The following is a 13195-nucleotide window of genomic DNA, read 5'->3' as shown; positions in this document are numbered from 1 at the left end:
CGCTTAAGCCCGTGCCGTCACCGGCGCGAATGTCACCTCGATCAGCGTGCCTTGGCCCGCGCTCTTGATGTTGAACCGGGCGTGGTTGGCTTCAACCAGAGCCTTGGTCAGCGACAGGCTCAGCGCGGAATTGTCCGCGGCATCGCCGGGCGGCGGCGTGCGGAACGGCTCCATCGCCGCGGCGACTTCCTTGTCGCTGAGGCCGTGGCCGGTGTCGCGGATGCGAAGCGCCACCTCGCCGCGATCGTTGAGCGCGGTGGAGACGATCACCTGGCCGCCGGCGCTGGCGAGCCGGATCGAGTTCGAGATCAGGTTCATCGTCACCTGCCGCAGCGCGCGCGGATCCGCCGCCACCTGCGGCAGCGCATGGCCAAGCGAGGTGCGGATGATGATGCGCTCGCGATTGGCCTGCGGCTGCATCACGGTGACGCAGGCCTCGACGAGGTCGTTGAGGTTGAGGTCGGCAAAGCTGAGATCGAGCTTGCCGGTCTCGATCCGCGACAGCTCCAGGAGATCGTCGATGATGGTGATGACGCGCTCGCCGGAGGCGCGGATGTCCTTCATGTATTCGCCGTAGCGCTCATTGCCCAGCGAACCAAATCGTTCAGAGATCATCACCTCGGCAAAGCCGATGATGGCGTTGAGCGGGGTGCGGATCTCGTGGCTGATCCGCGCCAGCATGTCGGCTTTCGCGTTGGCCGCGCCGTCGACCAGGCGTCGCGCCTGCGTCAGCTCGCTCTCGCCCTTCTTGGCCTGCGACAGATCGCGGAACACGGCGAAGAAGTTCGGTCCATCAGGCCGGGTGCGGCCCATGATCATGGCGAGCGGCAGCACGCCGCCCTTCTTCTCGCGGCCCAGCACCTCGCGGCCGTGATCGAGCAGGCTCGCGATGTCCTGGCTCTTCAGGCTGTCGAGATAATCGAGCACGATCTGCTGGCTCTCGGGCGCGAACAGCGCCAGCAGATTCTGCTGCATCAGCGCCTCGCCGTCATAGCCGAACAGCGCCTCGGCGCTGCGGTTGCAGGCGTGGATGTTGCCGTCGGCATCGAACATCACGATGCCCTCGGCCGTGGTGTCGAGGATCGCGGCGAGATCTTCCGCATCGGCATCGCCGACGTCAGGCTCGGGCGCGAACAGGACGGGCTCGTCGACTTCGGTCTCGGCGGCCACTTGTGGCGCGGCCACCGGCGCCACGATGACGGGCGTGGCGACGGGAGTTGTCACGACAGGTTCAGGATTGGGCAGCGCGCAGATCAGCGCATGCGCGCTGGCGCCGTCCCAGTCGATGGTGTGCAGATGCGCTTCGGTCGTGGCGAGCTTCTGCGCGCCATGGGCGACCGTCGCGCTGATCGTCACCGGCGTGCCGGATTGCGAGGTGCTGCTGGCGGCGGAAACGCCCGGCTCGACATAGAGCGCATCGAGCCCCCCGGCATCTTCCAGCGCGCCGAGGCTGGCATAGCCGATGCGGTCGAGGAACGCGGCATTGGCGTAGAGCAGGCGATCGAGCCGGTAGATCAGGATCCCTGTGGGAATGAGATCCAGCAGCGCGCGGTCGCGCGCGCTGTGGCCGTAAGCGGGCGGTGCGGGCTCGCTCAGCCATTCGGCCGCGGCCGGCGGCGTCTCCAGCTCCGAGATCGGCGGCTCGGAGATCAAGGGCTCGGGTGGTGTCGCCGCGTCGGGCGCGATCGCGTCCGCCGGCGGCTCGGCGCTATCAGAGGCGATCTGCTCGCGCTCGCGTTCGAGCCGCTCGGACAATTGCCGCGCCAGCTCGTTGAACGCGCTGTTCTCGACCGGCGTCAGCGTCGGCGATCTCTGGTCACCCTGTGACCTCTGGTCACCTTGTGACCTCAGGTCACCTGGTGCGCGGAACGGCACGACATTCGGAGGCGTTTCCACTGGCGTTTCCGGTTCGGTTGGGTGTGAATTCGCTTCGGTGATCGGTGCGGGCGGTTCGGGCTCAGTTGCAGTTGGCGGCTCAGGCTCGGGCGGCGGCTCGCTCCGCGGAGGCTCTGCCTCCGGTTTGGCCTCCGCCTTGTGCTCCGGTTCAGGCCGAGGCTGAGAACCAGGCCGAGACTGAGGCTCGACCATATCGGCCGACAGGCCCTGCGCGGCGAACAGCTCAAAGCGCCGCAGCGCATCGAGCCGATTGAGCGCATCGAGATCGCGGCACACGCCAAAGCCCTTGAAGCCGGCAAAGTTGCGCGCGCGGTCGTAGACGGGAAGCCCGGCCAGCTCGACCGGCAGATGTTCGCCGCCGTCGGCCGGCCAGTTCACGGTGATGCCGGCCCAGGTGTCGTGGCTGGCGAGCGCCTGCGCGACGCGGCCGTCGGGGTCGAGCGCAAATTCCTCTGATAGCTCGCGCCAGGGCCGGCCGAAGCGGGAGGCGGTGAGCGCGCCGATCAGGCGGATGAATTCATCCGAGCCGAGCACGAAGCGGCCTTGCGCATCTATCTGCCACAGGAAGCGCAGCGGATGCTGGCGCGGTGTCTCCGCATGTCCTGACCGCGTCTCCGCGTGTCCTGTGGGCTCGACCATGTGGCTCGTGATCGGCGCGGCTTGCGGCGGCACGATGGCTTCAGGCGGGTTTTCAACCACTGTTTCCGGCGTGGCATCGACCGTCTGCGCAAGGGTTTCCGGAGCAGCCGCCTCGGCCTCCTTCGCGGCGTCCTGGATCGAGACGATCTCCGTCGCCTCATCCGCGGCCGTCACCTCCGTCTCATCCGGTTCGGCAAACGGATCGAACATCGCGATCCCGGCATCGAGCCCGTGCACTGGCAGCGCTGGCTCAGCCGCGGGAGGCGGCGCGCGCTCCGCCGCAGGCTCGGCTTGCGCCATGGCCGGCTCGATCAGCGCGATGAGCCCGACATCGGCGCCGACGCCGACCCGTTGCAGCACCATCTTGCCGATGCCGACAGGCAGCTCGGCGCGGCCCTTCGCCAGCGCCTCGTTGCGCGCCTGGTCGAGGCCGGCTTCGCCGAGATCGCGAAAGCCGAGCAGGGAGCGCGCCGCCTCGCTGGCGCCGGCGAACAGGCCGTCAGGTGCGAACGCCGCCATCGGCGTCCGCGCGCCGTCGACCAGACGATGCAGCCGCTCGACCAGCGGCATGCTGCGGCAAGCACCCTGCATCGCGCTGACCAGCACGCCGGATGAGCCATCGGAAAACTCGAGCCGCGCGCAGGCGCAGGTCATCAGCGTGCCGAGCCCGGCGCCGAAGCCGCGCAACCGCTCCAGCCTCACAGCTCCGCCGCCCGGCAGCCGGTGGGCGAGGCGGACGATCTGGCGGCGATGGCTGTCGGCGGGGCCGAAGGTTTTTTGCGCCAGCGCAGCCGCATTGGCCGCGCCGAAGAATTTGGCGCCGACCGCATTGGCCCACAGCACGCGGCAGCCGTCGAGCGACCACAGCCAGGCCGGCAGGGGGGAGGTGGCATGCACGGACAGCCGGGGATCGCCGACGCCCCGTAACTGGAAATCCGAATTCGTCATCCGACCGGCTTCAACTCTTCGCGCCACGCTTCACGTCAGGTCTGCCGGGAATGGCAGCCTTAAGAAAGGGTTACTATCGCCCGCCGGCGCGGGCAGGTCCACGCCCGGACCTTAACGGGGGCACCCTAAAGCCGCGATAACCTTAATGTGGCCGGACCCGCAAGGCGCCTCTCCGTTGCATCCGCAGGATTTGCGAGCGGCCGGCCTGTCAGCCGCACTGCGATGGACGCGACCGAGGCGCGGCATTAGCCCCCTCCCGTCATTCCGAGCTCGCGACTTCGTCGCGCCCCGGAATGACGGACATACCTCAACCCGTTGACGGGCGTACCTCAACCACCGGTTCCCCACCGCAGGAACCTCACCCTCTGGATTAAATTTTTCGCAGCGCACCCCCGGATCACATTGCGTTGCACAATGTTGACATGTTAGTGAGCAACAATGCTGACGCTGGACGAGAGGATCTCGATGTTCTGCGTTTCCAGTCTTTCGTACCCGCCATTCAAAGAAGAAACGGCCCCGGTTGGCCCGGCGGGCGCGCCAGAAGGCTCACTTCATTTTACTTTAGCGTGAGGGACCAACATGACAGGTGCGACTGATCCGTTTTCTGCCTCGATCATCCCGTTCGAGGTTCCCGAGCAGGTGCGTGCATTCGCCGAAAAGGGCGTTTCGCAGGCCCGCGAAAACTACGCCAAGTTCAAGGACGCGGCTGAGACCCACAACGGCACCATCGAGGCCGTGTTCGCCTCCGCCCAGAAGGGTGCGAACGAGTACACCGCCAAGCTGATGGAATTCGCCAAGGCCAACGCCACGGCCCATCTGGACTTCACCCAGGAGCTGCTCGGCACCAAGTCGCCGACCGACGTCTTCCAGCTCTGGTCCGGCCACGCCAAGACCCAGCTCGAGACCTTCCAGGCCCAGGCCAAGGAGCTGTTCGAGATCGCCCAGCGCACCGCCAGCGCGACCGCCGAGCCGATCAAGGCCTCCGCCTCGAAGTTCTACCCCGCAGCCTGATCAAAAAAACGGCGGATCGACCAAACAAGAAACCCGGGCCCCCAAAAGGCCCGGGTTTTTCTTCACCTTTCCCCTGATACTGCTGCCACGCACTCCGCCGTCATCCTGAGGCCCGCCATCGGCGGGCGTCTCGAAGGATGCGCCGCAGGGAAGCCGCTTCCATATGCGATTGCCCTGTCTCCTGCGGGGAGAGGTGAATCACCGACGGCCGGCCGGACTCTGAAGCATTTATCGCGCTATCGAGAGGCAAATAACGGCTCTTGCGGCCTTGCCAAAAACCCCCGTTGCACCTAGTTTCCGCCCCGTCCAGCCCCCCTTAGGCAGCAGGCCTTTTCAGGCAGCCCCGAGGCGCGGCTCGCAAGGATGCAGTTGTAGCTCAGTTGGTTAGAGCGCCTGTCTGTGGAACAGGAGGTCGGTGGTTCGAGCCCACCCAACTGTACCAGCGAAATCAAGGACTTATAGAGATCATCGAAGGCTTAGGGATTGTTGTAGCTACCAGATAGCTACCACGAGAGCCCTAGTGCATTGCGCTCTCTTGAGCGCGACCGAAACTCGCGCGTCTGGCACGTTGTCCAGATGCCGCTTAGGGCGGCCTGTAGGTTGCCGTCGGTGTGAAGGAATGAGAATGAACGGACTCGCACGGGCATCGTCCCGGATGGGGACGATCAGCAAATAAGCCCTATCGGAATTGAATGGAAGAGCCGGCGTCGCTCGTTGCTATCCTGAAATCGGCGTAGTGAACTGTCCGAAATCTGTGTACGTATTTCGGGCAGTTCATTTTACCCCTGTCCGAAAAAGGTATACATTTTTCGGACATGGCCTACGACTCACCTGATCTGAAAACCGCAATCCTGGAGCGGATCCGGGCCGATGCGCCACGCAAGGTTTGGACGCCGACCGACTTCGTCGACCTCGCCTCCCGGGACGCCGTCGACAAAACGTTGCAGCGGTTGACCAACGCCAAGAGCCTGAGAAGGATTGACCGAGGGCTCTATGATCAGCTCGGTTTCAACAGGCTGACCCAGAAGCCCAACCCCCCCGATCCGCGCTCCGTCATCGACGCCGTGGGTCGGCGCGACCAAGCCCGGATGCTCGTCGACGGCATGACCGCCGCCAACGACCTTGGCCTGACCGACGCCGTGCCAGCGAAAATCGTGGTCCACACCGACGCTCGCAAACAACCGATCAAGCTCGGCAACGTCACCATCACTTTCCGTCTAACCGCAGCCAGCAAGCTGTTTTGGGCCGGTCGGCCCGCCATGCGCGTCATCCAGGCACTTCACTGGTTGCGTGATCTCCTGGTCCGCGAAGGCGAGAGTGATCGGGTTAGACAGAAGCTAGCCAAGCTTTTCGACGATCCGGCGACCGGGCCGCCACTCAAGGCCGATATCAACGTCGGCAAGACCGCGCTTCCGACCTGGATGTGGGAGTTCCTCAAGCCGCTGATCGAAGGCGATACCAATGTTCAAGATCGGTATGTCGATGCCAACTATGCTGCCGATGATGATCATCGTCATCATCTCGCCGCCGGCGCCCGGCCTAGGGACGACCCGACCAAAAAGGTGCAATCAGCCAAGCGCAGGGTGAGGAAAACATGAATCGGGCTTTTGACGAGGTCCTTGCAGCCGGAACAGATGCCATGTTGAGCGCCTTCGATACGACCGCGCAGCGCCTCGGCACGGCATCCCAAAATATCGAAAAGGATTTCTGGGTCTGCTGGACACTCGACGCCCTGTTCCATGGCTTGAAGGAGGGAGGGCCCCGCCTACTCTTCAAGGGCGGAACGTCGTTGTCCAAAGGCTTCGGCCTGATCAACCGCTTTTCCGAAGATATCGACGTCACGGTTTTTCGAAACGACATCGGCGAGCCAGCGACCATTGAGGAGCTTAATGCTCTCAGCAACAACAAGCGCCGCGCGCGGCTGGACGCGATCAAGGCGGCCTGCCAGGCTTACATCAACGGCTCTTTACGCAACGAACTAACGAAGATCCTCGCCGATCGGCTCAAGGCCGCCGGTCTTGATGCAGCTTCCGCACGGGTAGAAGCCGACGACACAGACGCTGACAAGCAGACGCTTCTGATCTGGTATCCGACGGCGACCCCGAAATCAGATTATATTCGCGCCGCGATCAAGATCGAGTCGGGCGCCAAATCCGCCCTCGATCCGAACAGCGAAGTGCCGATCAAGCCCTATGTCGACGATGATCTACCGGCGCTCGATCTGACAGTTCAGGCCGTGCGGACCGTCGACCCCGAACGAACCTTCTGGGACAAGGTCGTCATCCTGCACGGCCTACGGCGCTGGTTTGACAAGCGCGGGGAACTGCGCGGTGGCGGCCAGCGCGTGTCGCGTCACTATTATGATCTGCATAAGCTGCTTCCGACGCGGGCCGGAGCCTCCGCGATCAAGGACCCGGCGCTCGGAGCCGACTGCGTTGCGCACGGACGGATGTTCTTCAACCGCCCCGATTTCGATCTCGCCAGCGCCGTGCCCGGCTCCTTTGCGCTTGCACCACATGACGAGATGATTGAGCAGCTGCGTGTCGACTACCGAGCCATGACCGGCATGATCTTCAGCGACCCGCCGAGGTTCGAGGCGGTCCTCGAGAGCGTCGCCACGCTCGAGGCGCGCCTGAACAACCGCCGGTGAAGGCATAGCGGAGCGATGAAACGATCAAACGACAATGCCGGCGCAAAGCCACAGACTGGAAGATGACGTTCGATGGTGAGGCCATCTCGCTTCGCCCGTCGATCGGCAATTGGACGCTGAAGTGCCGGTCTCACTATGTGATCGACCATGGCAAGGTGATCGAAGCGGGCCCCTGGAGTGATGAGCAGGTCGAGGCCGAACGGCGCCGCGATCGCGCCGCCAAAGGGCGCTTTCATGGGCAGCCGCCAAGCGTCGGCCGACCCTTCAGCCCAGTCCGCCCAAGGTAACGCCAACCATCTGGCGCCGCGTCTGGCAGTGGATCTCGGGCCGATCCTAACGACAGGCCCGGCGGCAACCTGCCGTGGGGCCACTATCTTCGCGCAATCTGGCGGGGGCCGACGACGATCCCGCGTACGGGTCGGCGCAACGAGTGTGGGCACTCAACGCCGGGCGTCTCGGGCGGCCGGGTTCTTTGATAACGTTTCTTCCCGGTAATGGGGACCCGACAGTGGTAATGAGGAAGACCGTTATCGTCCAGGGTGGGCTGGCGTTCGCCCCCCGCCGCGCGGCCGCCGCACGCGACGGCGAGAATGGTCTGCAGATCATGACCGCAACGCAATTGGCGGCGCGACTGGCGGGCGGCTTCCTGCACCAGGTTACGGGTGAGGAACTGGAATTTGTTGTCGCCTGCGCTCTCGATGCGGGAGGTTTCGAGGATATCGAGACCGTTCGGCATCTTCCCGGGATGACTCGCGCCGTCGCGCGAACGTTGAGAGCAGCATGGAACGCGGACACCCGTCTCGCTGACGCTCCCAGCAGTAACGCGCGAGTCCGCGATCTCGCTCTGCTCGAGCACCGCGTGCGCGACTTTCTTCCCGACGGCGCGCGCCTGCCGACGGATCTCCGTGACGAGGCGCGCGCCCGAATGCAATGGGCTCCTGCAGTGTTGGGCCCGGTTTCCATTATGGGGGTTCACTACATCGAGCCGGTCTGGCGTCCGATGATCCATGATCTCTGCGTTTGGCGCCGGTTGTCTGGACCGCGCCGCCCGGCGCCGACACGGCCTGGTTTCGAGGTGAGGTCAGAACGGCGTCCGCCGTGGCGGCACCGCCGGTGCAGGTCACCTGCACCGATCCGCGGCACGAGGTGCTCGAGGCTTTCCGCTGGGCGCGCGCCTTGATCGCCTCAGGACAAGCCAGGCCCAGCGGCATCGCGATCTGCGGCGCCACCACCGATGAATGGGACGAGTACATCGTGGCGCTGGCGGATGAAACCGAACTGCCGGTGAGTTTTCCGCACGGTAGGCCGTGTCTTGGCACCCCTGATGGACAGCGTTGCGCAGCGCTCGCGGATGTGCTGCTTCACGGTTTAAGCCAGGCCCGCGTGCGGCGTCTGTTTGCCTTGGCAGCAGGCCAGGGAACGGCGCTCGATGCCTTGCCTCGCGACTGGCTGCGCGTGCCGCGCAACGCTTCGCTGACCTCGCCCGCAGAATGGGCGCGAGGCCTCGACCAGCTAACCTTTCAAGATACCGATCCGCGTCCGATTGTGATGCCTCTGTTGACCTTGCTGGAGCGAGGAACGGTTGCGGCCGAAGAAGCGGCGAATGCGTTCCTCCGCGGCCGTGCGCGCCGCCTCTGGGAGCGGGCGACTCGAAGCGCGCCAGCGGCCGCTCTCGAGCTTTCGCTGCGTAAAATCCGCGTCGAAGATGAACAAGATGCTATTTCATTCGCCGCAGTCGGATGTTTCGATCCCCACTCGCACAGCCGCACTTTTATGGCTCGGCAGATCGATTTCGACCGGGTGTCGCGCATGGCAGATATCCAGGATGCCAGCCCTCTTCATGTCAGCGGCTGCCACCTTGCTCGCGGCGTTTCCCGAGGCCATTTCATTGCTCGCCCGACTGAGCAGTTCAATGGAAGCGCACCAAGAGGAGCTTTGAAGCTCAATCATACAACTGGAGCCTGGCCCGCTCGATAGACAAGCTGCAGGGCCGATACCAAGAGGACGGCACCCCGAACTCAGCGATCCAAACATCCAGCCGCCAGTCCTGCGGGCTTCCGAAGAGCACAACCATCAGAGCCCGGGACAACCGACTCTGGCTTGAGCGAAGGACGCGTCGCAGTGAGCGTTTGTCGGTGCCGCTAAGATGGCCAGACAGGGCGTCGGGGCGGGTGTGCCAATCACCGACGTAGACTTGCAAACGTTCGGATCGTTCATATTCAATTGCGATCTGAGCCGCTTCCCATTCATGATCGTGCTCGTATGAATAGCGCCTGTGGACGGCTGCGGGGCCCGGTCCCTTCCATGTTGTGATCACAACGTCGTTGTCGCCCCCCCAGTACCCGATCAATACCCCGCCGGTCTCTCTAGGGTACGAGCGGTCCGCCTCACCGCGCAATGTGTCCAGCGATCGTGACGAGATCCACGCGGTTACGCATTGCATGTGCAGTTAGCATGTCGGTTCAAGGTCTTGACGCCCCAGGACGGTAATTTCACGCCGGCTTGCTCACCGAATGCCAGCGTGTGAACGGTCGTCGAGCTCTTGATGCTGCCTGTGGCTAAGAAGGCCGAAGCGACTCGCATCGCATGTAACGAGATTTCCCGCAGGTCGTAAGACAGCCCTGTAAACGTTCGCTCCGAGCAGCCTGGCGGCTGCACAAGACCGCTCTCATCACCGATGCCTGGTGGCTTGGCAATTGAGCCGTCATCCCACGCACGCAGAAGACAAGCCGGACAACCTCCTTCCGAACCGTAAAGCACCACGACACCACCTGTGACCGAAGGAGATGCATGCATCGCCATCAGGGGAAGGCCGCGCTGCGCAGTGAAATCGTGAAGAAGCGCCATATTCCAATACGCAGCCGTAGCATCGATAAGCAGGTCAGCCCCTTCGACTGCGTCGCCCAGGGCACGTTCATCCCTGAATGGATATTTTTGTGACTGGCTGCCCAGTTGATGCTTGATGATGTGGACATTGCAGTAAGGAAACTCGCTCCTGATGAAGGCGTCCAAAGCCTCCACCTTTGACCGCCCCCAAGCACTCGCCCCTAATGGCCAGCGCACGGAATTCCCAGGTTCGACGATATCGGCATCCAGCAGTCGGAGCTCCTTGATCCCGTTGCGAGCCAGGTCGATGGCTACGGGAGCGCCGATCGCACCGGTGCCGATGACACAAACCTTCTTGTTGCGCAGCGCAGAGGCCTGCGGTGCTCTTGAACCCAAATCGGAAAGTCCGGCCCGCAAGGTCCTGACGGCGCCACCCGTGATGGGTTTGCGACCTTGAAAGCCCTTTTTGGTGCCGAGAGACAGAGCGAATAGCCAGCCGTCGCCCCGTCGTTTCCACTCGAGTTCAGAGGGATACAGGAAAGCATTGAAGCGAAAGTGGTGCGTGGATAGAGGCGACAAACGAAAAACCGGAGAAGACGAAGCGACAGCGCTGCCCATGAGGCTTCGCAAAGTGTCTTCATTGTCAGGAAACGGCGCCGTATCAAGACGCTCCCAAGGAATAACCAGCTCACGCACTTTGTCCCCTCGGAGGAACGGGGGTAGTCGTCAACACCGATCAGTGCGATGACTTGCCTTCGGAGATCGCAACGACGGCGCCACCTGCGCCGCTGGGCCTCATCGAGCCGATGGTTGAATACCTGATCAAGGCGACCGGGATCGACTTCCGCATTGGCGGCAACTGCGCCTTCTACGTGCCGACAGAAGACTATCTGCAGGTACCCCGCCGCAAGCGTATTTCGAGCCCATCAACTGGCATCGGACGGCTCCTTAAGTGCGGCAACGACCGTCAAAGCCACTGGAACTTGTGTCACTTATCGCAATTATTTTGCCAATCTGTACGCCGATATGCTCCGCGGGCTCGAGAGAGCCTCACCTTCCCTTCTTCAGCAGTTGATCCAGGCTATCAAGGCCCTCTTGTTCAAGCACCGTGCCTAGCTTGGTGTCACTCCGATAACCCTTCGCCGTATTCGTCACGCAGAGTCCGAACAAGAGTATCAGCGCGTTTCTTGCGGATCTCTCCGTCCTTGTCCCGCATACGGTTGTCGAGTCCACGCGGATAGTGCTTTTTGGCCATTCTCAATTCCTTTCGAGTCACAGAGTGATCGTAGACTTTACCGCGCTGGATGACAGCGTTCGATCAGTCATGGAAAGGGCAGGACAAGGCGTCGCGCCCAGATGGCTATTCTTGCGCGATGCGTCGGCGATCTGCAGTTTTCAGGAGGTTTGGTCAAGTGGCCAGCCCTACTTTGCATTCAGGCGGGAAGCGGCCTAAAGCTTCAGGCGCGCCGCCCGTCATTTAGCGGTCTGTCGCAGCGATGTCCAATCCTCGCAAGCGGATCTGTCTCATCGGTCGCTCCGGGTTGATTTGCTGCAGCGCATCTATGCCCGAAGGAGCGAAGTCGTTGACGACCGTTCTTATGACTGCTGGTAGACAGCGATCAATCGCTGGGCGCATGTTGTTGTAAAGATCAGGCAAACGGCCATCTGACGTCAAGTGAGCTCTGGCTAAATGCGTTCTCTTAACTATGCTGAGCCAGCAAATCCGATTTTATCTCAGATTGCAACAATAAAATCCCTCACTCCCTGCTTGTGGTATGCTGGGAAGAGCTTTAGTTTGGCCCGTACTCCATTCCGACCGAAGTGGCGAGCATTCGGCATGAATTCGCCGTGCCGATCAAGCGTGGCCTCGGATGCTGCCGGTGCCGGTTCGACGGTAGCGCGGGGGCATGAGGCGCCGGCGGACTTGACTCTCAGCTGTCTTGTAGCGGCAAGTTGCAGCTTGCTGCTGTTGCACTTGCTGGCGGCCTGCTTGTCACATAACATGTGACCAGACAGGGGGATTTTAAACTATGAAATTTGAAGCCGCGCTTCAGGCGCAGCAGGATGTTTTTGACCGCGCGTTCGGCTATACGAAGATCGAGGACAAGGCGGGCGTGTTCTTTGCGAACCCGCAAGCTATCGAAGCTGCCGAGCGTGGCGAGACCATTGCGGGTCCTGCGATGCTTTTCTCGATTGGTATTGGTCCGTCATCGCAGCCCGCGCGTCATGGAGCGAACCGCGAATTCGAGCTCGTCGTGTATTGTCAGGACAAGAAACAGTTGAGCGGGCCTATTACCGATAAAATCAGGCGAATGGCCGCAGGTGAAGTTCGTATCGTCTATATCGGCAGAATTCGAAAGACCTCGTGGCAGTATTCGATGACGCGGCCATTGCGGATGGGGTGTTCTGTTGGGCACAGGGTCGTGACGGCCGGTACGCTTGGTGCTCGTGTCACGCTCGACAATGGGCAGTCCGGCATTCTCTCGTGCAATCACGTTCTGGCGAACGTCAATCAGGCGGCTCCCGGAGATGCCATCGTACAGCCGGGCAAAAGTGACGGTGGCAAGGATCCAACACACCGCGTCGCGACGCTTCATTCGTTTGAACGAATCAACTTCGCGGCCAACTCGCGAAACTTTGTTGACGCTGCGGTCGCCTCGTTGCTGCCCGGCATGAACGTCGATGCTTCAGTTTATGAGGGCAACTCGGCAATCGGGCTATGTAAAGCGCAACCAGAGGAACTATTCGGCGACGAATCAGTTATGAAGGTTGGGCGGACGACGGGATTGACCCGTGGTCGAGTGGTTGCAGTCAATGTGAACCATCTATACGTCCCAATGATGCCGCAGCGAAGCCAGCAGCTTGCCAGATTCGATGGCCAGATCGCTATCGAGGGGGCTGAGGGCGCTTTCTCAAGGGGAGGCGACTCGGGTGCGCTGGTCATGAACGAAGCCTTAAATCCTGTCGGGCTATGCTTCGCGAGTTCGCAGGTCGGCGGGTCCCATGGACTTGGCTTCAGTTTTGCAAATCCAATAGGTCCGGTGTTGTCCGCATTGAACTGCTCGATTGCGGTAGCGTGAGGGAAATCATGATGTCTCGCAGGCACACGCTGAAAGAAATGGCCGGCATCCAGTCAGAGTTCGAACGGAAATTTGCGAGCTTACCTGGGATTGTTGGAATAGGACTTGGGAAGACCAAGTCAGGCGCCTACGAGCTAAAAGTCTT

Annotated in this window: 11 protein-coding genes, 1 tRNA gene and 1 pseudogene; 8 read left to right on the top strand and 5 right to left on the bottom strand. The window is 62.2% G+C overall.

Annotation, left to right across the window (positions count from 1 at the left end; genetic code table 11):
* Positions 1–3: 3 nt before the first annotated feature.
* Positions 4–3483: a PAS domain-containing sensor histidine kinase gene (locus tag XH80_RS23530; protein WP_271600610.1), complete on the bottom strand. Its 3480-nt coding sequence runs from the start codon at positions 3481–3483 to the stop codon at positions 4–6.
* Positions 3484–4062: 579 nt separating this feature from the next.
* Between XH80_RS23530 and XH80_RS23525 the strand changes: the two genes are divergently transcribed.
* The 5 genes from XH80_RS23525 (at position 4063) to XH80_RS23505 (ending at position 7431) form a co-directional block, all read left to right on the top strand.
* Positions 4063–4494: a phasin gene (locus XH80_RS23525; protein WP_271600609.1), complete on the top strand. Its 432-nt coding sequence runs from the start codon at positions 4063–4065 to the stop codon at positions 4492–4494.
* A 365-nt stretch (positions 4495–4859) separates the two neighbouring features.
* Positions 4860–4936, top strand: a tRNA-His gene (locus tag XH80_RS23520).
* Positions 4937–5309: 373 nt separating this feature from the next.
* Positions 5310–6092 carry a DUF6088 family protein gene (locus XH80_RS23515; RefSeq protein WP_271600608.1) on the top strand — a complete coding sequence of 261 codons (783 nt, stop codon included), beginning with the start codon at positions 5310–5312 and terminating at the stop codon, positions 6090–6092.
* Complete coding sequence (locus XH80_RS23510; protein ID WP_271600607.1) at positions 6089–7144, top strand: nucleotidyl transferase AbiEii/AbiGii toxin family protein; 1056 nt, start codon at positions 6089–6091, stop codon at positions 7142–7144. Before XH80_RS23515 ends, XH80_RS23510 begins: the two co-directional genes overlap by 4 nt.
* Positions 7145–7206: 62 nt before the next feature.
* Entirely contained in the window at positions 7207–7431 is a 225-nt protein-coding gene (locus XH80_RS23505; RefSeq protein WP_271600606.1) for a DUF6527 family protein, read from the top strand.
* Positions 7432–7514: 83 nt separating this feature from the next.
* Here the strand turns inward: XH80_RS23505 and XH80_RS23500 are convergent, their stop codons facing one another.
* Positions 7515–8075 carry a hypothetical protein gene (locus XH80_RS23500; RefSeq protein WP_271600605.1) on the bottom strand — a complete coding sequence of 187 codons (561 nt, stop codon included), beginning with the start codon at positions 8073–8075 and terminating at the stop codon, positions 7515–7517.
* A gap of 89 nt (positions 8076–8164) precedes the next feature.
* Between XH80_RS23500 and XH80_RS23495 the strand changes: the two genes are divergently transcribed.
* Positions 8165–9121 carry a hypothetical protein gene (locus XH80_RS23495; RefSeq protein WP_271600604.1) on the top strand — a complete coding sequence of 319 codons (957 nt, stop codon included), beginning with the start codon at positions 8165–8167 and terminating at the stop codon, positions 9119–9121.
* On the opposite strand, the gene XH80_RS44080 is transcribed toward XH80_RS23495, so the two are convergent.
* Together XH80_RS44080 and XH80_RS23490 are read right to left on the bottom strand one after the other, a co-directional pair.
* Complete coding sequence (locus tag XH80_RS44080; RefSeq protein ID WP_442869169.1) at positions 9087–9587, bottom strand: Mov34/MPN/PAD-1 family protein; 501 nt, start codon at positions 9585–9587, stop codon at positions 9087–9089. The genes XH80_RS23495 and XH80_RS44080 overlap by 35 nt on opposite strands.
* Positions 9575–10666, bottom strand: a complete 1092-nt coding sequence (locus XH80_RS23490) for a ThiF family adenylyltransferase (RefSeq protein WP_271600603.1) — start codon at positions 10664–10666, stop codon at positions 9575–9577. Before XH80_RS23490 ends, XH80_RS44080 begins: the two co-directional genes overlap by 13 nt.
* Positions 10667–10692: 26 nt before the next feature.
* On the opposite strand from XH80_RS23490, the pseudogene XH80_RS23485 reads away from it, so the two are divergent.
* Positions 10693–10916 (top strand): annotated as a pseudogene (locus XH80_RS23485) (zincin-like metallopeptidase domain-containing protein); the annotation flags it as partial.
* 177 nt (positions 10917–11093) lie between these two features.
* On the opposite strand, the gene XH80_RS23480 reads toward XH80_RS23485, so the two are convergent.
* A complete protein-coding gene (locus tag XH80_RS23480) occupies positions 11094–11225 on the bottom strand; it encodes a hypothetical protein (protein WP_271600602.1) in 132 nt (43 codons plus the stop codon).
* 775 nt (positions 11226–12000) lie between these two features.
* On the opposite strand from XH80_RS23480, the gene XH80_RS23475 reads away from it, so the two are divergent.
* Positions 12001–13050, top strand: a complete 1050-nt coding sequence (locus tag XH80_RS23475; protein WP_271600601.1) for a hypothetical protein — start codon at positions 12001–12003, stop codon at positions 13048–13050.
* Positions 13051–13195 lie beyond the last annotated feature (145 nt).

This window comes from Bradyrhizobium sp. CCBAU 45384 (genome assembly GCF_028128665.1).
In the GTDB taxonomy this organism is placed as follows: Bacteria; Pseudomonadota; Alphaproteobacteria; order Rhizobiales; family Xanthobacteraceae; genus Bradyrhizobium; species Bradyrhizobium manausense.
Note: the sequence above shows the minus strand (reverse complement) of the source record. Positions and strands in the feature narration are given on the sequence as shown.

Bases quoted from the DNA above. Each gene is read 5' to 3' on its own strand.
- XH80_RS23515 (WP_271600608.1), top strand. From the start codon at position 5,310: ATGGCCTACGACTCACCTGATCTGAAAACCGCAATCCTGGAGCGGATC.
- XH80_RS23475 (WP_271600601.1), top strand. From the start codon at position 12,001: ATGAAATTTGAAGCCGCGCTTCAGGCGCAGCAGGATGTTTTTGACCGC.
- XH80_RS23525 (WP_271600609.1), top strand. From the start codon at position 4,063: ATGACAGGTGCGACTGATCCGTTTTCTGCCTCGATCATCCCGTTCGAG.
- XH80_RS23480 (WP_271600602.1), bottom strand. From the start codon at position 11,225: ATGGCCAAAAAGCACTATCCGCGTGGACTCGACAACCGTATGCGGGAC.
- XH80_RS23505 (WP_271600606.1), top strand. From the start codon at position 7,207: ATGACGTTCGATGGTGAGGCCATCTCGCTTCGCCCGTCGATCGGCAAT.
- XH80_RS23530 (WP_271600610.1), bottom strand. From the start codon at position 3,483: ATGACGAATTCGGATTTCCAGTTACGGGGCGTCGGCGATCCCCGGCTG.
- XH80_RS44080 (WP_442869169.1), bottom strand. From the start codon at position 9,587: ATGCAATGCGTAACCGCGTGGATCTCGTCACGATCGCTGGACACATTG.
- XH80_RS23510 (WP_271600607.1), top strand. From the start codon at position 6,089: ATGAATCGGGCTTTTGACGAGGTCCTTGCAGCCGGAACAGATGCCATG.